Here is a 20,750-nt window from a genome sequence, read left to right as displayed (position 1 = left end):
GAGGGGAGAGCCTGCATCGTCGGCGCGATCGTCCTGGGCGTGGGCGCGCCTCACAACGTCCGCAGGTACGGCGCGGGCTTCTGGGAGAGGATGCGCCAGGTGCCCAGGAGCCCGAAGGTCACTGTCACCAGGATGGCGAGCGCGGCGGCGACGAGGGGGCCGGACCAGACGAGCACGAAGTCGAGCTTCATGATCTGGGTGACGATCACCCACCCGGCGAGCCCGCCGGCGGCGAGGCCGAACACCGCGGTGGCGAGGCCGAGGAGCCCGTATTCCAGCGCGTAGGCCCCCACCAGCTTGCCCCGCGTGGCGCCGAGCGTCTTGAGCACCACGGCGTCGTAGAGGCGGGCGCGGTGCCCGGCCGCGAGCGCGCCGGCGAGCACCAGCACGCTCGCCACCACCGCGATGGAGGAGGCGCCGCGGATCGCCAGCACCAGCTGCTCGACCACCGCGTTGACCGCCTCGAGCGCGTCCTTCACCCGCACGGAGGTCACCATCGGATAGGTCCGCGCCGCCTCGCGCAGGAGGGCGATCTCGGTCTCCTCGCTCGCCGCCTCGCCCGGCAGCGCGAGGGTCGCGAGGTGGGTGTGCGGCGCCCCGGCGAAGGTGTTGGGCGAGAACACCATCACAAAGTTGATGCCGAGCGATTCCCACTCGACCTTGCGGAAGTTGGCGATCGTCGCGGAGATGTCGCGGCCGAGCACGTTCACCACCACCTCGTCGCCGATCGAGAGGCCCAGCCCCTGCGCGATCTCGTCGTCGAAGGAGACGAGGTTCTCGCTCGGGCTCTCGTCCCACCACGCGCCGGCCGTGACCTCGGACCCTTCCGGCAGATCCGCCTCGTAGGTGATGCCGCGGTCGCCGTCGAGCACCCAGGCGGCGTCCGGATCGGCCTCGATCTCCTCGACCGGCACGCCGCCGAGCGAGACGAGCCGCCCGCGCAGCATCGGCACGCGCTGGATCTCGCCCTCGGGCGCCGCCTCGCGCAGGAAGCCGACGAAGGGCTCGACCTCGGCGGAGGGGATGTCGACGAAGAAGAAGCTCGGCGCCTCCCCCGGCAGCGTCTCGGTGAGCTGCCGGCGCATGTTGCCGTCGATCACGGCCAGCGCGACGAGGAGCGTGATGCCGAGCCCGAGCGAGAGCACCAGCGAGGGCGTGAGCGCGCCGGGCCGGTGCACGTTGGCGAGCGCGAGCCGCGGCGCGGCGGCGCGCGGGCGCGGCAGGCGCCGGGCGATCGCCATCATGCCGGTGGCGACGAGGCGCAGCAGCACGAAGGCCGCCGCCGCCGCGCCGATGAAGATCAGCGCCACGCGCCGGTCGAAGGCGGCGAAGACCGAGAGCGCGAGGAGCGCGCCCACCGCCAGCGCCACGCCCGCGACATAGCGCTTGCGCGGCCAGCGCCGGTCCGGGTCGATCTGGTCGCGGAACAGGCCCGAGACCTGGATGTCGTGCGCGCGCCCCAGCGGCGCGAGCGAGAAGGCGAGCGCGGTGAGGAGCCCGTAGGAGGCCGCGAGCCCGAGCTCGGTGGGCGCGAGCGTCGGCGCGATCGGGATCGGCAGGATCGAGCCCAGCGCCGCCGCGAGCCCGAAGGGCATGGCGGCGCCGAGGCCGAGGCCGATGAGAATGCCGACGGCGGCGATCAGCATCACCTGGGTGAGATAGATGCCCACCACCCGCCCGCCGGGGGCGCCGAGGCTTTTGATGGTGGCGATCGACTCGCGCTTCCTGTCGACGAAGCCGCGCACGGCGTTGGCGACGCCGACGCCGCCGACGATCAGGGCCGTGAGGCCCACCAGCGTCAGGAACTGGGCGAAGCGCTCGATGTTGCGCTCGAGCTCGGGATTGGCGTTGAGCCGCGAGCGCGCCTCCCAGCCGGCTTCCGGCTGCGCCGCCTGGATCGCGTTCTCGGCGCGCAGGAGCAGCGCGTCGTCGTTGGCCGGGCCGTCGAGATCGACGCGGTAGGTGTAGCGCACGAGGCTGCCGGGCTGGACGAGCCCCATGGCCTCCAGCGCCTCGTGCGAGACCAGGAGGCGGGGGCCGAAATCGAAGCCCGCCTGGATCTTGTCGGGCTCGGAGCGCAGGATCGTGCGCAGCGCGATCTCCTCCGTGCCGACCCGCACCGTATCGCCGATCTCGAGGTCGAGCCGGCCGAGCAGGACGGGGTCCACCGCCGCGCCGTGGACGCCGTCCCGCACGGCGAAGATGGCGTCGGGCGCCATCGGCGGATCGGTGACGAGATCGCCCGCCACCGGATAGCCGGCGTCGACCGCCTTGATCTCGACGAGCGCCGCGCCGCTCTCGGCGTTGGCCATGCCGCGCATGGTGGCGACGACGGAGACGTCGCCCCATTCGTCGAGGCTGGCGATCTCGGCCGGCGTCGCCTCGCGGTGGATCAGGCGGTAGCTGAGATCGCCGCCGAGCAGGGTGCGGCCCTCGCGGGCGAGGCCCTCGGTGAGCGCGCGCGAAACGGAGGACACGCCGGCGATCGCCGCGACGCCGAGCGCGATGCAGGCGAGGAAGATGCCGAAGCCGCGCAGGCCCGAGCGCAATTCGCGCAGGGCGAGGCGCAGGACGAGCGGCATGCGGGAGGGGCGGGAGGGCTCGCGCCCGGAGACGACGCCGTGCATGGTCGCGTCCCTCACGCAGCGGCCGCGTCGGCGTCGGCCTCGATCCGGCCGGAGCGCAGGCGGATCGTCCGGTCGCAGGCCTCGGCGAGGCTGGTGTCGTGGGTGACGAGGACGAGGGTCGCCCCGCGCTCGCGCTTGAGCGCGAAGAGCAGGTCGACGATCGAGCCGCCGGTGGTCTCGTCGAGATTGCCGGTGGGCTCGTCGGCGACGAGGATCGCCGGATCGGGGGCGAGCGCGCGGGCGATGGCGACGCGCTGCTGCTCGCCGCCGGAGAGCTGGGCCGGGTAGTGCGAGAGACGCTCGCCGAGGCCCACGGCCCGCAATTCCGCCGAGGCGCGGTCGAAGGCGTCGCCCTTGCCGGCGAGCTCGAGGGGCAGCGCGACGTTCTCGAGCGCCGTCATGGTGGGGACGAGGTGGAAGGACTGGAAGACGATGCCGATGCGCCGGCCGCGGAAGCGGGCGAGGCCGTCCTCGTCCATTTTGGTGAGGTCCTCGCCCTCGATCACGACCCGCCCCGAATCGGGGCGCTCGAGCCCCGCCATCGTCATCAGCAGCGTCGACTTGCCCGAGCCCGAGGGACCGACGAGGCCCACCGCCTCGCCACGCCCGACGTCGAGCGACACGCTCTTGAGGATGTGCACGCGCGCGGCGCCCCGCCCGAGGCTGAGGTCGACGTTTTCGAGGACGATGGTCTTGTCGGTCATGGAAACGGTCCGATCTTGTGCGTTGTCACGCCGCGGCGATTCGGGCCGGCCGGCCCATCCACGCCTGAGATATGGGGTACTCCGCAGAATGCGCCACATCGGCCACGCCCACATCGCCCGCGCCGCAGCGCGTCTCCTCGTCGCGTGCGCGCTCGCGCTGCCCGCGCTCGTCCCCGGCGCCCTGCCCGCCGCCGCGCAGGACGCCCAAGGCGAGCCCGAGCCGCTCTCGATCGTGGCGCTCGGCGACAGCCTGATGGCGGGCTACAACCTGCCTTCCTCGGCGGCGTTCCCCAACGTCCTCGACCGCCGGCTGGAGCAGGAAGGCTACGAGAACGTCACCATCGTCAACGCCGGCGTCTCCGGCGACACGGCGTCCGGCGGCCTCGCGCGGCTCGACTGGTCGGTGCCGGACGGGACCGACGGCGTCATCCTCGAGCTCGGCGCCAACGACATGCTGCGCGGGCTCGACCCGGAGCTGACCTACAATGCGCTCGACGCCATCATCGAGCGTCTGCAGGCGCGCGACATCCCCGTCCTCCTCGCCGGCATGATGGCGGCGCGCAACATGGGGCCGGACTACGTCGAGGCCTTCGACGCGATCTATCCCCGCCTTGCCGAGGAGCACGACCTCGTGCTCTACCCCTTCTTCCTCGAAGGCGCGCTCACCAATCCCGAGCTGATGCTGCCCGACGGCATCCATCCGAACGAGGCGGGCGTCGAGGTGATGGTGGAGAACATGCTCCCCGCCGTCGTCCGCTTCATCGAGCGGATCCGGGCGGAGGGCTGATCACCGCTAAAGCCGAACCGAAGACAGGGGGTCACCACCATGGAATACCGTCCGCTCGGGCGCACGGGCCTGCGCGTCAGCGCGATCTGCCTCGGGACCATGACCTGGGGCGAGCAGAACACGGAGGAAGAGGGCCACGCCCAGATGGACTACGCGCTGGAGCGCGGGATCAATTTCCTCGACACGGCGGAGCTCTACGCCATCCCGCCGCGGGCCGAGACCCAGGGCTCGACCGAGCGCATCATCGGCTCCTGGCTCGCGGCGCGCGGCAATCGCGACAAGGTGATCCTCGCCACCAAGGTGGTCGGCCGCTCGCAGAACACCTGGTTCCGCGACGACGGCTCCCCGGCGGAGCTCTCGCGCGCGCAGATCGTGGAGGCCGTCGAGAAGAGCCTGCGCCGCCTGCGGACGGACTACATCGACCTCTACCAGATCCACTGGCCGGACCGGGCGGTCTCGCAGTTCGGCTCGGTGCCGGTGATCTTCAAGCCGACGAGCGGCCCCGAGCATCCGATCGAGGAGACGCTCGCGATCCTGGGCGACCTCGTGGCGGCCGGCAAGATCCGTCACATCGGCCTCTCCAACGAGAGCCCGTGGGGGGTGATGACCTACCTGAAGCACGCGGAGGCGAAGGGCCTGCCGCGGGTCGCCGCGATCCAGAACGCCTACAGCCTCGTCAACCGCACCTTCGAGGGCGGCCTCGCCGAGATCGCGCTGCGCGAGGACGTCGGGCTCCTCGCCTACTCGGCGCTGGCGCAGGGCTATCTCACCGGCAAGTACGAGAACGGCGCCCGGCCGCCGGGCGCGCGGCGGACGCTGTTCGACCGCATGCAGCGCTACGAGACCCCGGGCGCCGCGCCGGCGATCACCGCCTATGTGCAGCTCGCCCGCGAATGGGGGCTCGACCCGGCGCAGTTGGCGATCGCCTTCGCCACCTCGCGGTCCTTCACCACGTCCACCATCATCGGCGCGACCTCGATGGCGCAGCTGAAGACCGCCATCGACGCGGCCGACGTGCCGGTCTCCCCCGAGCTCGAGGCGGAGATCGACGCCATCCACCTGCGACATACCAACCCCTGCCCATAGAACGGGCATCGACGGGCCGCGTCGCGGTTGCCCGCGGTGCGGCCAGCCCTCATCCTCCCCGCGCCCGAACCACGAAGCGCCCTGATGCCTGCCCGACCCATTCCCGTCTTCGACGGCCACAACGACGCCCTGCTGCGGCTGCTCCGCTCGAGCCATCCGCGGCCGGAGGAACGTTTCCTCGCGGGCGAGCCGCTCTGCCATCTCGACCTGCCGCGGGCGCGCGCGGGCGGGTTCGCCGGCGGGTTCTTCGCGATCTACGTCCCCGACCCGAAGGCCGGCGGCGCCGAGATCGACGCGATGATGGCGCGCCCGCGCTACGACGTCCCGCTGCCGCCGATGCTCGAGACGGGCTATGCCCGCGACGTCTCGCTCGCGATGATGGCGATCCTGCTGCGGCTCGAGCGCGCCTCCCGCGGCGCGGTGACGATCTGTCGCTCGGCGGCGGACATCGAGGCGGCCATGGCGCGCGGCGCGATCGCGGCGGTGGCGCACATGGAGGGCGCGGAGGCGATCGACCCGGACCTGCGCACGCTCGAGGTCTTCCACGCGGCGGGCCTGCGCTCGCTGGGCCCGGTCTGGAGCCGTCCGACGATCTTCGGCAACGGCGTGCCTTTCCGCTATCCGTCGGGGCCGGACATCGGCGAGGGCCTCACCGAGCGGGGCCGCGCCCTGATCAAGGCCTGCAACCGGCTCAAGATCATGGTCGACCTGTCGCATCTCAACGAGCGCGGTTTCTGGGACGTGGCCCGCATCTCGGACGCGCCGCTGGTCGCCACGCATTCGAACGCCCACGCCGTCTGCCCGCACGCGCGCAACCTCACCGACGAGCAGCTCGGCGCCATCGCCGAGAGCGGCGGCATGGTGGGTCTGAACTTCGCCACGAGCTTCATCCGCCCCGACGGGCGGCGCGACCCGGCGACGCCGCTCTCGATGCTGGTCGACCACATCGACCACCTGGTCGAGAAGATCGGGATCGACGGCGTCGGCTTCGGCTCGGATTTCGACGGCGCGACCGTGCCCGACGCCATCGGCGACGCCGGCGGCCTGCAGAGCCTCGTCGCCGCGCTGGCGTCCCGAGGCTACGACGGCGAGGCGCTGGAGAAGATCTGCTGGCGGAACTGGCTCAGGGTGCTGCGCGCGACCTGGGGCGGCTGACCCCGCTCACGGGGAGGGCGCGACCGTGTCCGCCGCCGCGGCGCCGCGGCGCCCGAGCGGCGCGTCCGGCGCCACGGTGCTGTCCCGCGCCGTCTGGCGCTCGGCCTCGGCGTCGAGCTCGGCCGCGAGCAGCACGATCGTGGTCGAGAGCCAGATCCAGACCATGAAGCCGACGACGGCGCCGAGCGAGCCGTAGGTCGCGTTGTACGAGCCGAAATTGGCGACGTACCAGGTGAACAGCATCGAGAAGACGACCCAGGCCACCGCCCCGATCGTCGCGCCCCACAAGACCCAGCGCCATTGCGGCCGTCGCCGGCTCGGGCCGTAGCGGTAGAGCAGCGCGAGCAGCCCCGCGATCAGCACGAGCGCGATCGGCCAGCGCAGCCAGCGCGCGAGCGTCTCGACCGTCTCGCCGAAGGGGATCGCCGCGAACAGCGCCGGCATGATCGTCACCGAGGCGATCAGCGCGCCGATGATCACGAGAGCGCCGATGGTGAAGAGCAGGGTGATCGCGTTCAGCTTCAGGAAGGAGCGCTTCTCCTCCTCGTCGTAGACGACGTTGAGCGCGTCGAAGATCGCCTTCATGCCGGCATTGGCGCTCCACAAGGTCACGAGGAGGCCGCCGACGAAGCCGAAGGTGAGCGATCCGCCGCCTTGGCCCGCGACGCGCTCGACCTGACCCTGGATCACCTCCATCGCCCCGCCGGGGAGGACGCCCTCGAGCGCCTGGAGCTGATCGCCGACCTGGTCGGGCTCGAAGAACAGGCCGTAGAGCGAGATCAAGGCGGCGATCGCCGGGAAAAGCGCGAGGAGCGCGTAGAAGGTCACGCCGGCGGCGACCGCCATCAGACGGTCTCGGGAGAACTCGCCCGCGGTGCGCTTGCCGACGTCGACCCAGCCCGCCTTCGGGATCTCGCCGGGCGTCTCGGCCGCACGGCCGCGGGCGGGATCCCGGTCGGCAGGCCGATCCGGCGCCTTGGACGGGCGCATGCGCGAATGCCGGTCCTCGTCCCGGCCGGCGGGCGCCCCCCGGCGCGGCGGCGGATCGGCGCGCCGCAGCCCGCGGGCGGCTTCCCGCAGCGCCGGCTCACGCAGGCCGTCCCGGTCGTCCCGGCGCAGCAGCGCCGCGCCGACGATGAAGGCGAGGGCGGCGGCGACGCCGATCGGCGGAATGCGCGGCGTCCGCGCCTCTCGCGCGGCGCGGTCGGTCGGGGTGGCGTCCATCGTGCGTCGTATCCCGGTCATGGCTTGCGGCTTATGGAACAGGCGGCGCGACGCGACGGTTCCGCCTGCGTCCGGTGCGCGCGTCCGGATGAGCCCGAGTTGCGCGCCCTGCATGCGGCGGGTCACGATGTCGCTCTCACCGTCGTCATGCGGAACCGCGGGGCGCGCGCAACGTCACCCGGCGGGCCGCCGCGCGCGTTCCAGAGCCGTCCACCCCTCGGGAGAGGCCATGAAGCCGATCGTCACCCTCACGCTCAATCCGTCGGTCGACGGCTCGGCCGAGACCGACCGGGTGCGCCACACGCACAAGATCCGCACCTCGAACGAGCGCTACGATCCCGGCGGCGGCGGCATCAACGTCGCGCGCGTGCTCCAGGAGCTCGGCGCCGAGGCCTGCGCCGTCTTCGCCGCGGGCGGCGTCACCGGCGGCGTGCTCGACGCCCTCGTCTCCCAGCGCGGGCTCGCCTTCGAGCGCATTCCGATCCACGACGACACGCGCATCAGCCACGTCGTCTACGAGCGCGCGTCGGGTAAGGAATACCGCTTCGTGCCGGAGGGCCCGCTCCTGCGCGACGGCGAATGCCGGGCCGTGATCGAGGAGATCGCGGGCCGCGACGTCGACTGGATCGTCGCCTCCGGCTCGCTGCCGCGCGGGACGCAGCCCGGCTTCTACGGCCGCATCGCGGAGATCGCCGCGCGCAAGGGCGCGAAGCTCGTGCTCGACACCTCCGGTCCCGCCCTCGCCGAGACGCTGGAGCATGGCGGCGTCCATCTCGTGAAGCCGAGCCAGGGCGAGCTCGAGAAGGCTGTCGGGCGCAGGCTCGACGGCCCCGACGCCATCGCGGAGGCGGCGATGTCGTTCGTCGAGGCCGGCAAGGTCGCCCTCGTCGCGGTGACGCTCGGCCACGAGGGCGCGATCCTCGCCTCGAAGGAGGGGATCGTGCGCAAGGACGTGCCGCAGGTGGAGGTGCGCTCGGCAGTCGGCGCGGGCGACAGCTTCGTCGCCGGCATGACCTTCGGCCTCGCCACCGGCCTCTCCGCGCGCGAGGCCTTCGTGCTCGGCATGGCCGCCGGCACCGCCGCCGTGCTGACGCCGGGCACGGAGCTGTGCCGGCGCGAGGACGTCGAGCGCCTGCGACACGAGATCGGAGAGTGAGAAACGTGAAAGTCGTCGTCTTCAGCGCCAAGCCCTACGACCGCGTCTTCCTGACGGAGGCCGCGCGCGCAACGGGCCACGAGCTCGTCTTCGTCGAGGCGACCCTCACGGCCGATTCCGCCGTGCTGGCAGACGCCGCGCAGGCGGTGTGCGTCTTCGTCAACGATCACGGCGACGCCGCCGTGCTGGAGAAGCTCGCCGGCATGGGAGTGCGCTTGGTCGCGCTGCGCTGCGCGGGCTTCAACAACATCGACCTCCAGGCGGCGCGCCGGCTCGGGCTCACGGTGGCGCGGGTGCCGGCCTATTCGCCGCACGCGGTCGCCGAGCACACGCTGGCGCTCATCCTCGCGCTCAACCGCAACATCCACCGCGCCTTCAACCGGGTGCGCGAGGGCAATTTCGCCCTCGACGGCCTGCTCGGCTTCGACCTCCACGGCAAGACGGCGGGCATCGTCGGCACGGGGCAGATCGGCGCGATCACGGCGGGCATCCTGCAGGGGTTCGGCTGCACCGTCATCGCCCACGACGTCCACGAGAACCCGGACTGCGTCGCCCGCGGCATCGCCTACGTCTCGCGCGAGGAGCTGTTCGCCCGCTCGGACGTGATCTCGCTGCACTGTCCGCTCACGCCGCAGACGCACCACATGATCGATGCCGACGCGATCCGGCGCATGAAGCGCGGGGTGATGATCGTCAACACCAGCCGCGGGGCGGTGATCGACACCCGCGCCGTGCTCGCGGGGCTGAAGGCCGGGATCATCGGCCGCCTCGCGCTCGACGTCTATGAGGAGGAGGGGGACCTGTTCTTCGAGGATTTGTCGAACAACATCATCGGCGACGACGTGTTCGCGCGCCTGCTCACCTTCCCCAACGTGCTGATCACCGGGCACCAGGCCTTCTTCACCAAGGAGGCGCTCGGCAACATCGCCGAGACGACGCTGGCCAACATCGACGCCTTCGCCCGGACGGGCGAGCCGATGCACCGGGTCTCGGTGGAGAAGATCGCCGACTGAACGCGTGGCGCGCCTCAGGCGATGCGCCGCTCCGGCTCGGCGCCGAGGGCGTCGAGGTCGAGATCGGCCAGGGGCTTGGGCTTCGAGAACAGGAAGCCCTGGGCGAGATCGCAACCGGCGGCGCGCAGCATCGCCGCCTGCGTCTCGGTCTCGACGCCCTCCGCCGTGCAGACCATGTCGAGGCTGCGCGCCAGCGCGATCACCGAGCAGACGATGGCCGCGCAATCCTCGCGCTCGACGAAGTCGTTCACGAACGACTTGTCGATCTTGATCTTGTCGAACGGGAACATGCGCAGATAGCTCAAGGACGAGTAGCCCGTTCCGAAATCGTCGAGCGAGATCCGCACCCCGAGCGCCTTCACGCGCCGCAGGTCGGCGAGCAGCGCCTGGTCGTCGTCGAGGAGCACCGTCTCGGTCACCTCGAGCTCCAGCCGCTCGGGCGCGAGCCCGGTTTCTTCCAGCGCGGTCACCACGACGTCGAGAAGCCCGCGATTGCGCAGCTGAGCCGGCGAGACGTTGACCGCCAGGCGCACGTGCTCCGGCAGCGCCGCCGCCTCGCGGCAGGCCTGCGCCAGCACCCAGTCGCCCACCCCGGTGATGAGGCCGGTCTCCTCGAGCAGCGGAATGAAGATTCCCGGCGAGACCAGGCCGCGGCGCGGGTGGCTCCAGCGCAGCAGCGTCTCGACCCCGACCGCCCGCCGGCTGCCGAGATCGACGATGGGCTGGAAGTTGAGATGGAATTCGCGCCGGTGGAGCGCCTCGCGCAGGTCTCGGGCGAGCTCGCGGCGGCTGCGCGCGGCGGCGTCGAGGTCGCCGTCGAAGACGCGCCAGCCGTTGCGGCCGTCGGCCTTGACGCGGTAGAGCGCGGTGTCGGCGTTGCGCATCAGCTCGTCGACCTCCCGTCCGTGCTCGGGCGCGAGGGCGACGCCGATCGACGCGCCGATGGAGATCTGGCGCCCGTCGATCCAGAAGGGGTCGACCAGCGCGGAGAGGAGCCGCTTGGCGAGCGCTTCCGCTCCCCCGCGGCCCTCGCGCCCGGTGCGCTGGAGCACGGCGAACTCGTCCCCGCCCAGGCGCGCCACGACGTCGCCGTGCCGGACCAGCGCCGTCATCCGCTCCGCCGCCTCGACGAGCAGCGCGTCGCCGATGGCGTGGCCGAACGTGTCGTTCACCGCCTTGAAGCGATCGAGGTCGATCAGCATGACCGAGAAGGGCTGCGCCACCGCGGCGCGCAGGGCCTCGTCCACGTGCATCTTCAGCGAGGCGCGGTTGGCGAGGCCCGTGAGCACGTCGTGATGGGCCGCGTGGCTGATGCGGGCCGCGACCTGCTCGCGCTCGGTGACGTCCTCGTGGGTCGTCACCCAGCCGCCGCCGGGAATGGGCGCGTTGATCTGCGCGATCAGCCGGCCGGAGCGCGTGCGGACCGTGGCGCGCATCTCCTCGCCGCGGGAGATGCGGGCGAGGAAGGCGGCGAGCGCCTCGGCGACCGGATGGTCGAAGGAGCCGCAGCGCCGGCGCAGCTCGAGCACCTCGGAGAGGTGCATGCCGTGGCGGATCTCCTCCCGCGGCAGGTCCATCAGCTCGAGATACCGGTCGTTCCAGATCACCAGACGGCCCGCGCCGTCGTACATCGTCAGGCCCTGGATCATGTGGGCGAGCGTCAGCTGCAGCTGTCGGGCGCGCTCCGAGGCGGCCTCGCGCGCGGCGACCTGCTGCTCGAGCGCGAGGCGGCGCTCGGTGATGTCGGAGCCGACCCCGCGATAGCCGCGGAAGCCGCCGTCCGGGCCGAAGATCGGGTCGCCGCTGACGCGGAACCAGCGCCGGTCTCCGCCGTCGGCGATCCGGTATTCGAGATCGCGGAACGGCTCGTGCCGGTCGAGCACGGCCTGATGCTCCTCCCAGGTCGCGTTCTCGAGCACGATCGGCAGCTCGCGCCGGGTCTTGCCGAGGAGCTCGGTGCGAACCTTCCACACGCTTTCGATCTCGTGGGAGAACTGCACGAAGCGCAGGTCCGCGTCCTGCTCCCAATACCAGTCGGAGCTCATGGCGGTGAGGCAGCGGAAGCGCTCCTCGCTCGCGGCGAGCGCCGCCTCGGCCTCGCGCCGCTCGGTGATGTCGAGGTGCAGCCCCGAGATCCGGCTCGCCGCGCCGGCGGCGTCGCGGGCGGCGACGCGACCGACCGCCAGGATCCACCGCCAGGCGCCGTCCTTCGTCCGCATGCGGAACTCGGCCTTGTAGTCCGGCGTCGCGCCTTCGACGTGCCGCGCGAGCCGGTCGCGGGCGCCCGGCGCGTCGTCGGGGTGGACGAGCGTGATCCAGGTCGTGCCGGTGGCCGGAAGCTCGCCCGGGTCGTAGCCGAGCATGCCGAACCAGGTGTCGTCGTACCAGGCCTCGTCCGTCTCCGGGGACCAGTCCCACAGGCCGATATTGGCGCCCTCGGTCGCCATCGCGAGCCGCTGCTGGGCCGCCTCGTAGCGCGCGCGGGCGAGGGCGCCGTCGGTGACGTCCTGCATCGCGCAGGCGATGGAGACGATGCGCCCGTGCTCGCGCACGGCCTGGCCGAAGCAGCGCATCCGGCGCGACCCGACGGCCGCCGTCGTGGTGAGCTCGACGTCCCAGCCCTCGCCGCTCCCGCGGGCGCGGGCGACGACCCTGGCGAGCCGCTCGGCCGAGGCGGGCTCGAACAGGGCGAGCGTCGCTGGCAGGCTCGGCGCGCCCGCGCCGGACAGGCCGAGCAGGCGAACCAGGCGCTCGGACCAGCGCACCTCGCCGCTCGCCGGCGCGATGTGCCAGGGCGCGACCTGCGCCATTTCGGACATTACGCCGAGTTCCTCCGCCGCTGCGGCGAGGCCGGCGGAGGCGCTCTGCAGCTGCCGGTTCCGCCGCTGGAGCATGAACAGGATCGGGAACAAGCAGCAGGCGACGAGCGCGGTGACGAGGATCGCCGCCAAGCCTTCGAGCGCCCTCTGGCGCGCATGCGCCTCGCGCTCCCACTGTTCCATCGTCGCCCTGATCATCCGGTTCATCTGCCGCACCCGGGCGACGAGGGCGTCCGTATCCGAGGTGAGGGCGATCACCTCAGGCTCCCCCGCGGCGACGCGCAGCGCGAGCCGCTCCACCGAGCGCGCGCGCGACACCAGCGCCCCGACGTCGGCGTCGAGCGGCCCGGTGAGGGCGTCGGCGCCGGTCGCGACCTGCCGCTGCAGACGCGTGAGCGTCTCGTCCTGCGCCGCGATGGCGGCCGCCAGCGCCGCCTCGGCCGCGGCCACGGCGTTCGGCTCGCGCGCCTGCGCGAGGAGGACGGCGCGCAGCGCGACCTCCTTGGCGAGCGCCGTCTGAAGCCCGGCCGCTTCGACGACGGCCGCCAAGGTCGCGGTGGCGCGCTCCTCCAGATGACGCAACCGCTCGGCGCGGTCGAACAGGTGCAACGCCCCGAACGCGACGGCCAGCCCGACCGCGGCGAAGGCGACGGGAAGGAGGCGTTGGAGCGACAGGCGCGGCATGCGGCGGCGTCCTCAGGCGCGGCGATGCGGCGTCCGGCGCGGACACGCGGGCGCGCAGGCGTGTTTCGAGGCGACGGTCATGGCGCGGAGCTCCGGCGCGGGGCTGTCCGTCTCCGGCGAGACGGGCCTCGCATGATGATGGTGGCGGGTAAACAGAGGCATAAGCTCTCATTGGTGGCTGGCGCAGGTCTCGCCCCCCGCGCACGACGGATTGCGCCCGGCGCCCGTCCGGTCCAGCCTCGGCCGCGACGGCCCGCGACGGGCGACGAGGGAGGGATGATGCGGAGCGGAACGGTGAAGCGGCTCGTCGACCCCGTGCTGGCGCTCCTCGCGGGGCTCGCGATCGCCGTCGCGCTGGTGCGGCTCGACGCCACGACGGAGGGCCTCGTCGTCGAGCGAACGGCGATCGAGCACATTCCCGCGACCGTCCACCGCCCGGCGGAGGGCGCGCGCGGGCCGGCGGTGGTCATCGCCCACGGCTTCGCCGGATCGCGCCAGCTGATGCAGGCCTTCGCCGTGACGCTGGCCCGCAACGGCTACGTCGCGGTGAGCTTCGACTTCGCCGGGCACGGCCGCAATCCGCGCCCGCTCGCGGGCTCGATCGTCGAGGAGGACGGCGCGACGCGCACCCTCGTCGCGGAGACGCGGGCGGTGGCGGAGCACGCGCGCGGCCTCGGTGACGGGCGGATCGCGCTGCTGGGCCATTCCATGGCCTCCGACATCGTGGTGCGGGCGGCGCAGGAGCTGCCGGCGGCCGAGGCGGTCGTCGCCGTCTCGATGTTCTCGCCCGCGGTGACGCCGACGTCTCCGGAGAACCTGCTCGTGGTCGTCGGCGGGCTCGAGGCGGGCCTGAAACAGGAGGCCCTGCGCGCGGTCGGCCTCGCGGTCGACGGCGCGGCCGAGGAGGCCGTCACCTACGGCGACGTCGCGGCGGGCACGGGGCGCCGCGCCGTCTTCGCCGACGGCGTCGAGCATGTCGGCGTGCTCTATTCCCGCGAGACGCTGGAGGAGACGCTCGCCTGGCTCGACGCGGCCTTCGGCGTCGAGCGGGCGGCCCAGCCGTATATCGACCGGCGCGGGCCGCTGATCCTGCTGCTCCTCGCCGGGATCGTCGTCGCCGCGCGCCCGCTCTCGCGGCTGCTGCCGCGGGCCGCGCCGGCGCCCGTCGGCGCGGGGCTGCCCTGGCGACGTCTGTGGATCGTGCTCGTCGTCCCGGCGCTCGCGACGCCGCTCCTGCTGCGGGTCGTGCCGACGCAGATCCTGCCGGTGCTCGTCGCCGACTATCTCGCGGCGCACTTCCTCGCCTACGGCCTCCTCACCGCGGCCTGCCTCGCCTATGCGCGGCGGCGCGGCTGGACGCGCCCCGGTCCGCGCCCCTTCCGGGGCCGGCTCGCGCTGGCGACCGCCGCCGTGGTCGCCTACGGGTTCGTCGGCATCGTCTGGCCGCTCGACGCCTACGTGACGAGCTTCGTGCCCGGCGCCGACCGGCTGCCGCTGATCGGGATCATGCTGGCGGGCACCCTCTCGTTCTTCCTCGCCGACGAATGGGCGACGCGCGGGCCGGGCGCGGCGCGCTTCGGCTACGCGGCGGCGAAGCTCGCCTTCGTGGTCTCGCTGGCGCTGGCGGTGGCGCTCGACTTCGAGCGGCTGTTCTTCCTCGTCATCATCGTGCCGGTGATCGGGGCCTTCCTCCTGGTCTACGGCCTCTTCAGCCGATGGGCCTACGGCGCGACGCTCCACCCCGCGGTGGCGGGGATCGCCAACGCGGTGGCCTTCGCCTGGGCGCTCGCGGTCACCTTCCCGCTGCTCGCCGGATGAGGCGCGGGAGCGGCGTCTGCGACACGAGCAGAGCCACGAGCGCCAGGCTCAGCGCCAGCGAGATCGGGTGGGTGACGAAGTCGGCGAGGAACCGGCCGACGTCGCCCTTCGCGCCGATCATGGCGCGACGGTAGTTCGCGTCCATCATCGGCCCGAGGATCACGCCGAGGATGATCGGCGCGACCTGGAACCCGTATTTCTTCAGGAGATAGCCGACGACGCCGAAGGCCAGCGTCCAGGTGATGTGGGCGGGATTGTTCTGGATCGCGTAGGCGCCGACGGCCGAGAGGATCAGGATCAGCGGGATCAGGATCGCCTTCGGGCACTCGACGATCCTGGTGAAGACCCGCACGCCGGTGAGCCCGAAGACGAGCAGGAACAGGTTCGCGAGCGTCAGGTTGCCGACGATGAACCAGAACAGGTGCGGCGTCTCGACGAGCAGCATCGGCCCGGGCTTGAGCCCGTGGATGAACAGCGCGCCGATGATGACGGCGGTCACCGCGTCGCCGGGGATGCCGAGCGTCAGCATCGGCACGAAGGCCCCGCCGACGGCGGCGTTGTTGGCGGCCTCCGGGGCGACGAGCCCTTCCTTCGCACCCTCGCCGAACGGCGTTTCCGGCGCCTTCGTCGCGCGCTTGGCGTCGTCGTAGGCGAGGAGCGCGGCGATGTCGCCGCCGGTGCCGGGCAGCGCGCCGATCACGGTGCCGATGCCGGAGGCCCGCAGGCCGACCTTCAGGTAGCGCCGCACGTCGGCCCAGGGCGGGACGATGCGGGCGATCTTCTGCTTGACCGCCGCCTTGTCGACGGTCTCGAGCTGGGTCAATGCCTCGGCCACGCCGAAGAAGCCGATCATGGCGACGACGTAGGGAATGCCGCCCATCAGGTCGATGGAGCCGAAGGTGAAGCGCGCCTGCGCGGTCATCGGGTCGAGCCCGACCATGCCGATCATCACGCCCAGCGCGCCGCAGAACGCGCCCTTGGCGAGGCTCTCGCCCGACAGCGTGCCGACGAGGAGGATGCCGATGAGGCCGAGCAGCAGGTAGTCCCGCGAGGTGAACATCAGCGCGACGTCGGAGATCGCCGGCGCCGCCAGCGCGAGCGCGGCGACGCCGATCAGCCCGCCCATCACCGACATCACGGTCGAGAGCCCGATCGCCTCCCCCGCGAGGCCCCTCTTCGCCAGCGGGTAGCCATCGAGCGCGGTGGCGATGGCGGCGGGCGAGCCCGGGATGTTGAGCAGGATCGCGGTGCGCGCCCCGCCGTAGACGCCGCCGACATAGATGCCGGCGATGAGCGCGAGCGCGTCGTTCACCTCCCATTTGAAGGTGAACGAGATCAGGATCGAGGCGGCCATCGTCACCGACAGGCCGGGGATCGCGCCGACATAGATGCCGGCGAGCGTGCCGAGCGCCGTCAGCAGGAGAAGCGACGGATCGAGCCAGGACAGGGCGAAGGAGCCGAGCGCCTCGGTCATTGCCAGAAGCTCCCGGTCGGCAGCACCACCTGGAAGGCCACGCGGAAGACGTGCCAGAGCGCCGCGACCGAGACGGCCGCGATCACCGCCGCCCACACGATCCCGCGGCGCCAGAGGAAAGCCACCGAGACGAAGACGAAGGCCGCCGAGGCGGCGACGAACCCGGCCTGCGGGATCGCCGCCGCGTAGAGCGCCACCAGCGCGAGGAAGGCGACGAGCCGCGCCGGCGCGAGATACGCCAGGACGGCGAGCGGGCGGAGCCCCTCGCCGCCCCGCCGCCGCCAGGCGTCGCGCAGGATCGCGAGCCCGCTCGCGATCATCACCGCCGCGGCGAGCATCGGGAAGACGCCCCCGCTCGTCAGGCTCCCGAAGCCCGAGATCTCCGCCGCGCGCCAGAAGGCGACCCCGGCGAAGACCACGAGGACGAGGGCGACGCCGAGCTCGCCGGGGCGGAGCGCGCGCGGGCGCGTATCGCTCGGGGGCGTCACGGCCGCGGGATGCCGAGCGTCTCGGGGCTCACCTCGGCGGCGCCGGTGTCCTGCAGCACCCAGGTGGTGACCCGCTGCCAGCGGTCGAGGAACGCCTCGGCCTCCGCGCCGGAGATGTTCATCACCACGTTGCCGCGGTTCTCCATCAGCTCGACGAAGCCGGGGTCCTGCGCCGCCGTGCGGTAGACCTCGACGAGAGTCGCCGTGACGTCCTCCGGTACCTCGCGGCGCACGAACACGCCGTAGAACGGCCCCCAGGGCAGGTACTTCTCCATCTCGGGGAGCGTGTCGGTGATGGCCGGGACGTCCGGCAGGCTGTCCACCGGCTCGGGATTGACCACGGCGAGCGCGCGCACCAGCCCGCCGCGGATCTGCTCGGCCGCGGCCGAGATGCCGGTGGGCATGAAGTCGACCTCGCCGCCGAGCATGGCGGTGAGGCCCGGGCCCTCGCCGTCGAAGGGAATGGCGATGACGTCGAAATCGGCCTCGTTGGCGATCAAGGCGCCGATGGTGGAGGGCAGGCCGCCGGGGCCGGTCGAGCCCATCTTCACCTCGCCCGGATTGGCGGCGATGTCGGCGAGGAGATCCTCCAGCGTCCGGTAGTCCGACTCCGCCGGCACCGTGATCACCGCGACGCCGCGGCCGAGGATGTTGATCGGCGTGAAGTCGGAATAGTCGAGCTCGGAGACGCCCATCACGCCGTGCAGCTGCGGGTTCTCGGCGCCGTAGAGCAGCGTGTAGCCGTCCGCGGGCGCGGCGGCGACGAAGGCGGTGGAGATGGCGCCGGCGCCGCCGGCCTTGTTGAGCACGACGATCGGCTTTCCGAGCGCCTCCTCGGCGGCCGGGTTGACGGCGCGGGCGACGGTGTCGGTGGCGCCGCCGGCGCCCCACATCACGACGCCGAGCACCTCGCGCTCGGGATAGTCCGCGTGAGCGGCGCCCGCCCAGGCGAGCGCGATCGCGGCGGCGGCCGCGGCGACGGTCTTGTTCATGTCTCCTCCCCGCGCGGTCGGGCCGCGCTCGTTGTTTCGTTACGGAAGGACGCGTCGACGACTTGCACGCGTCCTCCGCCTCGAAGCTAGAGGGACGGGCCGCGCGCCTCAAGACCGCGCAGCGGCGCGCCCGCGCCGAGCCCGCTCGGGCGGACCGTCACGGAAGGTCCTCAGAGAGGCGCGCGCGTGATCGCGGAGAGGTCGCCGTTGACGGAGAAGCTCTTCGCCACGATGCCGGTGATCCCGAAGCCGGCGAGCCGGGCCTCGTGCTTCGCCCGGTAGCGCTCCGCCGAGGCGGCGTCGGCGAAGAGATAGATGCCGCCGGCGCGCCGCTCGGCCTCGTTCTCGGTCCAGATCTTCCAGATCAGCCCCGCCTCGCCGGCGATGTCGTGCGCGAGCCCGCCGAGCGCCTCGGTCATGCCGGCGCCGAAGGGGCCATCGAAGGGAAAGTCGAATTGCAGCAGCGTGGTGGTCATGATCGCCTCCGTCTCGGTAGGGCGCGATCAGACGACGACGCGGGCGGCGAGTCCAGACGCGTCACGTAACGGAAGCACGGCCGCCGCAAGACGCTCCACCCGCCGACTCTCTCGTCACGAGAGACCGCGGAGGCCTCCACAGGCAGATGGGCCGGCGAGCCGGATATGCAATTTGAAGGTGGTAGCGGAGGAGGGACTCGAACCCCCGACACAAGGATTATGATTCCTCTGCTCTAACCAGCTGAGCTACTCCGCCCCGAGACGGCGGCGCTGCGGCGCCGCGTCGGTGGGCGGGATATACGGAGGGCGGATCGGGCTGTCAAGCGAGCGCGCGGGGCGCGCGGCGTCCCGATGCGGCCCTCCACGGGACGGCTCGCGCAGCCGCGTCGGCGCGCGGAAGGCGGCCGGGACCGAGGAGGGTCGCCGCGTGACGGTTCTCGGTCGAGATCGCGCGTTCTCGCTACGTGGAAGAGAAGATTAACCGGCGGCACGCTAACAGGCATCGGACAACGGAGTGCCATCCATGCCTGCATCTACCATTCACCCTGTCCGCGTGAAACTGACAGTCGGCGGGCGATTCTATCTCCTCGTCGCGATCGCCTTCGTGGCTCTCGCCTCCCTGGCTCTGTTCGGCATCGCGACGATCTCCAGCCAGCTCATGGAGCGCAAGCAGTACCAGCTGCGCGTCCTCGTCGAAAGCGCGCGCACGATCGTGGCGGACTTCCACGCCCGCGCCGACCGCGGCGAGATGCCGGTCGAGGAGGCCCAGGCCCGCGCCGCCGACGTCCTGCGTGCGATCCGATACGCCGGGAGCGAATACGTGTTCATCAACACGGTCGACTCGGTCTCCGTGATGCATCCGCTCAACCCCGCGCTCGAAGGCAGGAACATGGCGGACCTGCGCGACGCCAGCGGATACTTCTTCGTGCGCAGGATGTCCGAGATCGGCCGCGAGGGGCAGGGCTACCTGTCCTACACCTGGAAGAATCCCGGCGAGGACGTCGCCCGAATGAAGCTGAGCTACATCGAAGGCTTCGCGCCCTGGGGCTGGGCGATCGGCACCGGCGTCTACATCGACGACATCGAGGCGATGACGGCGCGGGCGCGCACGGTCTTCCTCGGCGTGGCCGCCGTCGCCACGGCGATCCTCGCCGCGATCGGCTTCGCGCTCGGGCGCAGCGTCTCGCAGCCGGTGAAACGGCTTTCGGGGCGGATGGAGACCCTGGCCGCCGGCGATCTCGACGCCCCGATTCCGGACGTCGCCCGGCGCGACGAGATCGGCGCCATGGCCCGCATGGTCGGCGTCTTCGCCGACGCCCTCGAGGCCAAGCGCGACGCGGACGCCCGCGCCGCCGAGGAGGCCGACGCCAAGGCCCGGCGCGCCCAGCGCCTCGACGCCCTGATGAAGAGCTTCGAGGAGAGCATCTCGGGCCTCACCCGCGGCCTCGCCGACGCGGCGCAGCGGATGGAGACGACGGCGCAGGGCATGACCGCCACCGCCGAGGGCGCCGACGCCCGCTCGGGCGCGGTCGCCGAGGCCGCTGCGCGCACCTCCGCCAACGTCCAGGCGGTCGCCAGCGCGGCCGAGGAGATGAGCGCCTCCGTGCAGGAGATCGGCCGCCGGGTGGCCAAGTCCGCCGAGATCTCGTCGACCGCCGTCGCCAACGTCGAGAAGACGGATGCGGTGGTGCGCTCGCTCGCCGTCTCGGCTCAGAAGATCGAGGAGATCGTCTCGCTCATCAACGGCATCGCGGGCCAGACGAACCTGCTCGCCCTCAACGCCACGATCGAGGCGGCCCGTGCCGGCGAGGCGGGGCGCGGCTTCGCCGTGGTCGCCGCCGAGGTGAAGGGCCTCGCCGAGCAGACGGCGAAGGCGACGGACGAGATCGCGGGACACGTCGCGCAGATCCAGGGCGTGACCGACGAGATGGTGCGCGCCATCGCCGGCATCGGCGAGGTCGTCTCCGAGATGAGCCGGATCTCCACCGGCATCGCCGCGGCCATGGAGCAGCAGGGCGTCGCGACGAGCGAGATCGCCCGCAACGTCCAGGAGGCGGCCCGCGGGACGGATGCCGTGACGGGCGCGGCGGTGGAGCTCAAGGACGGCGCGGGCGCGACCCGCACGGCCGCCGACGAGGTGCTGGGCGCCGCCCGGGCCCTGGCCGATCAGGCGGACGGGCTCTCCGGGGAGGTCGGCGGCTTCCTCTCGCAGGTGAAGGTCGCCTGAGGCGCGAAGCGGGCCGGCGG

General features: G+C 72.3%; 15 protein-coding genes and 1 tRNA gene. 7 read left to right on the top strand and 9 right to left on the bottom strand.

From position 1 onward, the window contains the following. Window positions 1-50: 50 nt before the first annotated feature. Together ABL310_RS22585 and ABL310_RS22580 are read right to left on the bottom strand one after the other, a co-directional pair. Window positions 51-2,627, bottom strand: coding sequence for an ABC transporter permease (locus ABL310_RS22585; protein WP_349372107.1), 2,577 nt, complete (start codon window positions 2,625-2,627; stop codon window positions 51-53). Between the two features lie 11 nt (window positions 2,628-2,638). Then, a complete protein-coding gene (locus ABL310_RS22580; RefSeq protein WP_349369245.1) occupies window positions 2,639-3,331 on the bottom strand; it encodes an ABC transporter ATP-binding protein in 693 nt (230 codons plus the stop codon). Window positions 3,332-3,419: 88 nt separating this feature from the next. Here ABL310_RS22580 and ABL310_RS22575 point away from each other — a divergent pair, with 88 nt between their 5' ends. The 3 genes from ABL310_RS22575 to ABL310_RS22565 all read left to right on the top strand — a co-directional run bounded on the left by ABL310_RS22575 (window position 3,420) and on the right by ABL310_RS22565 (window position 6,359). Then, window positions 3,420-4,118: an arylesterase gene (locus ABL310_RS22575; RefSeq protein ID WP_349369244.1), complete on the top strand. Its 699-nt coding sequence runs from the start codon at window positions 3,420-3,422 to the stop codon at window positions 4,116-4,118. Between the two features lie 39 nt (window positions 4,119-4,157). Beyond that, window positions 4,158-5,204 (top strand): aldo/keto reductase, encoded by a 1,047-nt coding sequence (locus ABL310_RS22570; RefSeq protein ID WP_349369243.1) that lies wholly within the window; start codon window positions 4,158-4,160, stop codon window positions 5,202-5,204. Between the two features lie 84 nt (window positions 5,205-5,288). Next, window positions 5,289-6,359, top strand: a complete 1,071-nt coding sequence (locus ABL310_RS22565) for a dipeptidase (RefSeq protein ID WP_349369242.1) — start codon at window positions 5,289-5,291, stop codon at window positions 6,357-6,359. 6 nt (window positions 6,360-6,365) lie between these two features. Here ABL310_RS22565 and ABL310_RS22560 read toward each other — a convergent pair whose 3' ends face one another. Beyond that, the gene (locus ABL310_RS22560) at window positions 6,366-7,583 is read right to left on the bottom strand and encodes a YihY/virulence factor BrkB family protein (RefSeq protein WP_349369241.1); all 1,218 of its coding nucleotides are present in this window, start codon (window positions 7,581-7,583) and stop codon (window positions 6,366-6,368) included. A gap of 229 nt (window positions 7,584-7,812) precedes the next feature. Here ABL310_RS22560 and ABL310_RS22555 point away from each other — a divergent pair, with 229 nt between their 5' ends. Beyond that, window positions 7,813-8,739 (top strand): 1-phosphofructokinase family hexose kinase, encoded by a 927-nt coding sequence (locus ABL310_RS22555; RefSeq protein ID WP_349369240.1) that lies wholly within the window; start codon window positions 7,813-7,815, stop codon window positions 8,737-8,739. Between the two features lie 5 nt (window positions 8,740-8,744). Then, window positions 8,745-9,752 carry a 2-hydroxyacid dehydrogenase gene (locus ABL310_RS22550; protein WP_349372106.1) on the top strand — a complete coding sequence of 336 codons (1,008 nt, stop codon included), beginning with the start codon at window positions 8,745-8,747 and terminating at the stop codon, window positions 9,750-9,752. A 14-nt stretch (window positions 9,753-9,766) separates the two neighbouring features. Here the strand turns inward: ABL310_RS22550 and ABL310_RS22545 are convergent, their stop codons facing one another. Further along, complete coding sequence (locus ABL310_RS22545) at window positions 9,767-13,255, bottom strand: EAL domain-containing protein (protein ID WP_349369239.1); 3,489 nt, start codon at window positions 13,253-13,255, stop codon at window positions 9,767-9,769. A 276-nt stretch (window positions 13,256-13,531) separates the two neighbouring features. Here ABL310_RS22545 and ABL310_RS22540 point away from each other — a divergent pair, with 276 nt between their 5' ends. Continuing rightward, window positions 13,532-15,073: an alpha/beta hydrolase gene (locus tag ABL310_RS22540; RefSeq protein ID WP_349369238.1), complete on the top strand. Its 1,542-nt coding sequence runs from the start codon at window positions 13,532-13,534 to the stop codon at window positions 15,071-15,073. On the opposite strand, the gene ABL310_RS22535 is transcribed toward ABL310_RS22540, so the two are convergent. From ABL310_RS22535 to ABL310_RS22515, 5 genes are all read right to left on the bottom strand, one after another. Continuing rightward, a complete protein-coding gene (locus ABL310_RS22535; protein WP_349369237.1) occupies window positions 15,048-16,547 on the bottom strand; it encodes a tripartite tricarboxylate transporter permease in 1,500 nt (499 codons plus the stop codon). The two genes, ABL310_RS22540 and ABL310_RS22535, sit on opposite strands and share 26 nt — an antisense overlap. Then, a complete protein-coding gene (locus ABL310_RS22530; RefSeq protein WP_349369236.1) occupies window positions 16,544-17,035 on the bottom strand; it encodes a tripartite tricarboxylate transporter TctB family protein in 492 nt (163 codons plus the stop codon). Before ABL310_RS22530 ends, ABL310_RS22535 begins: the two co-directional genes overlap by 4 nt. Beyond that, entirely contained in the window at window positions 17,032-18,027 is a 996-nt protein-coding gene (locus tag ABL310_RS22525) for a tripartite tricarboxylate transporter substrate binding protein (protein WP_349369235.1), read from the bottom strand. Before ABL310_RS22525 ends, ABL310_RS22530 begins: the two co-directional genes overlap by 4 nt. Before the next feature lie 170 nt (window positions 18,028-18,197). Continuing rightward, window positions 18,198-18,503 (bottom strand): monooxygenase, encoded by a 306-nt coding sequence (locus ABL310_RS22520; protein ID WP_349369234.1) that lies wholly within the window; start codon window positions 18,501-18,503, stop codon window positions 18,198-18,200. 179 nt (window positions 18,504-18,682) lie between these two features. Next, window positions 18,683-18,759, bottom strand: a tRNA-Met gene (locus ABL310_RS22515). A gap of 297 nt (window positions 18,760-19,056) precedes the next feature. On the opposite strand from ABL310_RS22515, the gene ABL310_RS22510 reads away from it, so the two are divergent. After that, window positions 19,057-20,730, top strand: coding sequence for a cache domain-containing protein (locus ABL310_RS22510; RefSeq protein WP_349369233.1), 1,674 nt, complete (start codon window positions 19,057-19,059; stop codon window positions 20,728-20,730). The last annotated feature ends 20 nt before the right edge of the window (window positions 20,731-20,750 follow it).

Source organism: Salinarimonas sp., from assembly GCF_040111675.1.
Lineage (GTDB): Bacteria > Pseudomonadota > Alphaproteobacteria > Rhizobiales > Beijerinckiaceae > Salinarimonas.
Note: the sequence above shows the minus strand (reverse complement) of the source record. Positions and strands in the feature narration are given on the sequence as shown.

What these genes read in the sequence shown, in the direction of transcription:
- ABL310_RS22535 (WP_349369237.1), bottom strand. Translation starts at nt 16,547, where the DNA reads ATGACCGAGGCGCTCGGCTCCTTCGCCCTGTCCTGGCTCGATCCGTCG.
- ABL310_RS22580 (WP_349369245.1), bottom strand. Translation starts at nt 3,331, where the DNA reads ATGACCGACAAGACCATCGTCCTCGAAAACGTCGACCTCAGCCTCGGG.
- ABL310_RS22520 (WP_349369234.1), bottom strand. Translation starts at nt 18,503, where the DNA reads ATGACCACCACGCTGCTGCAATTCGACTTTCCCTTCGATGGCCCCTTC.
- ABL310_RS22585 (WP_349372107.1), bottom strand. Translation starts at nt 2,627, where the DNA reads ATGCACGGCGTCGTCTCCGGGCGCGAGCCCTCCCGCCCCTCCCGCATG.
- ABL310_RS22525 (WP_349369235.1), bottom strand. Translation starts at nt 18,027, where the DNA reads ATGAACAAGACCGTCGCCGCGGCCGCCGCCGCGATCGCGCTCGCCTGG.
- ABL310_RS22545 (WP_349369239.1), bottom strand. Translation starts at nt 13,255, where the DNA reads ATGCCGCGCCTGTCGCTCCAACGCCTCCTTCCCGTCGCCTTCGCCGCG.
- ABL310_RS22540 (WP_349369238.1), top strand. Translation starts at nt 13,532, where the DNA reads ATGATGCGGAGCGGAACGGTGAAGCGGCTCGTCGACCCCGTGCTGGCG.
- ABL310_RS22575 (WP_349369244.1), top strand. Translation starts at nt 3,420, where the DNA reads ATGCGCCACATCGGCCACGCCCACATCGCCCGCGCCGCAGCGCGTCTC.
- ABL310_RS22555 (WP_349369240.1), top strand. Translation starts at nt 7,813, where the DNA reads ATGAAGCCGATCGTCACCCTCACGCTCAATCCGTCGGTCGACGGCTCG.
- ABL310_RS22565 (WP_349369242.1), top strand. Translation starts at nt 5,289, where the DNA reads ATGCCTGCCCGACCCATTCCCGTCTTCGACGGCCACAACGACGCCCTG.
- ABL310_RS22570 (WP_349369243.1), top strand. Translation starts at nt 4,158, where the DNA reads ATGGAATACCGTCCGCTCGGGCGCACGGGCCTGCGCGTCAGCGCGATC.
- ABL310_RS22560 (WP_349369241.1), bottom strand. Translation starts at nt 7,583, where the DNA reads ATGGACGCCACCCCGACCGACCGCGCCGCGCGAGAGGCGCGGACGCCG.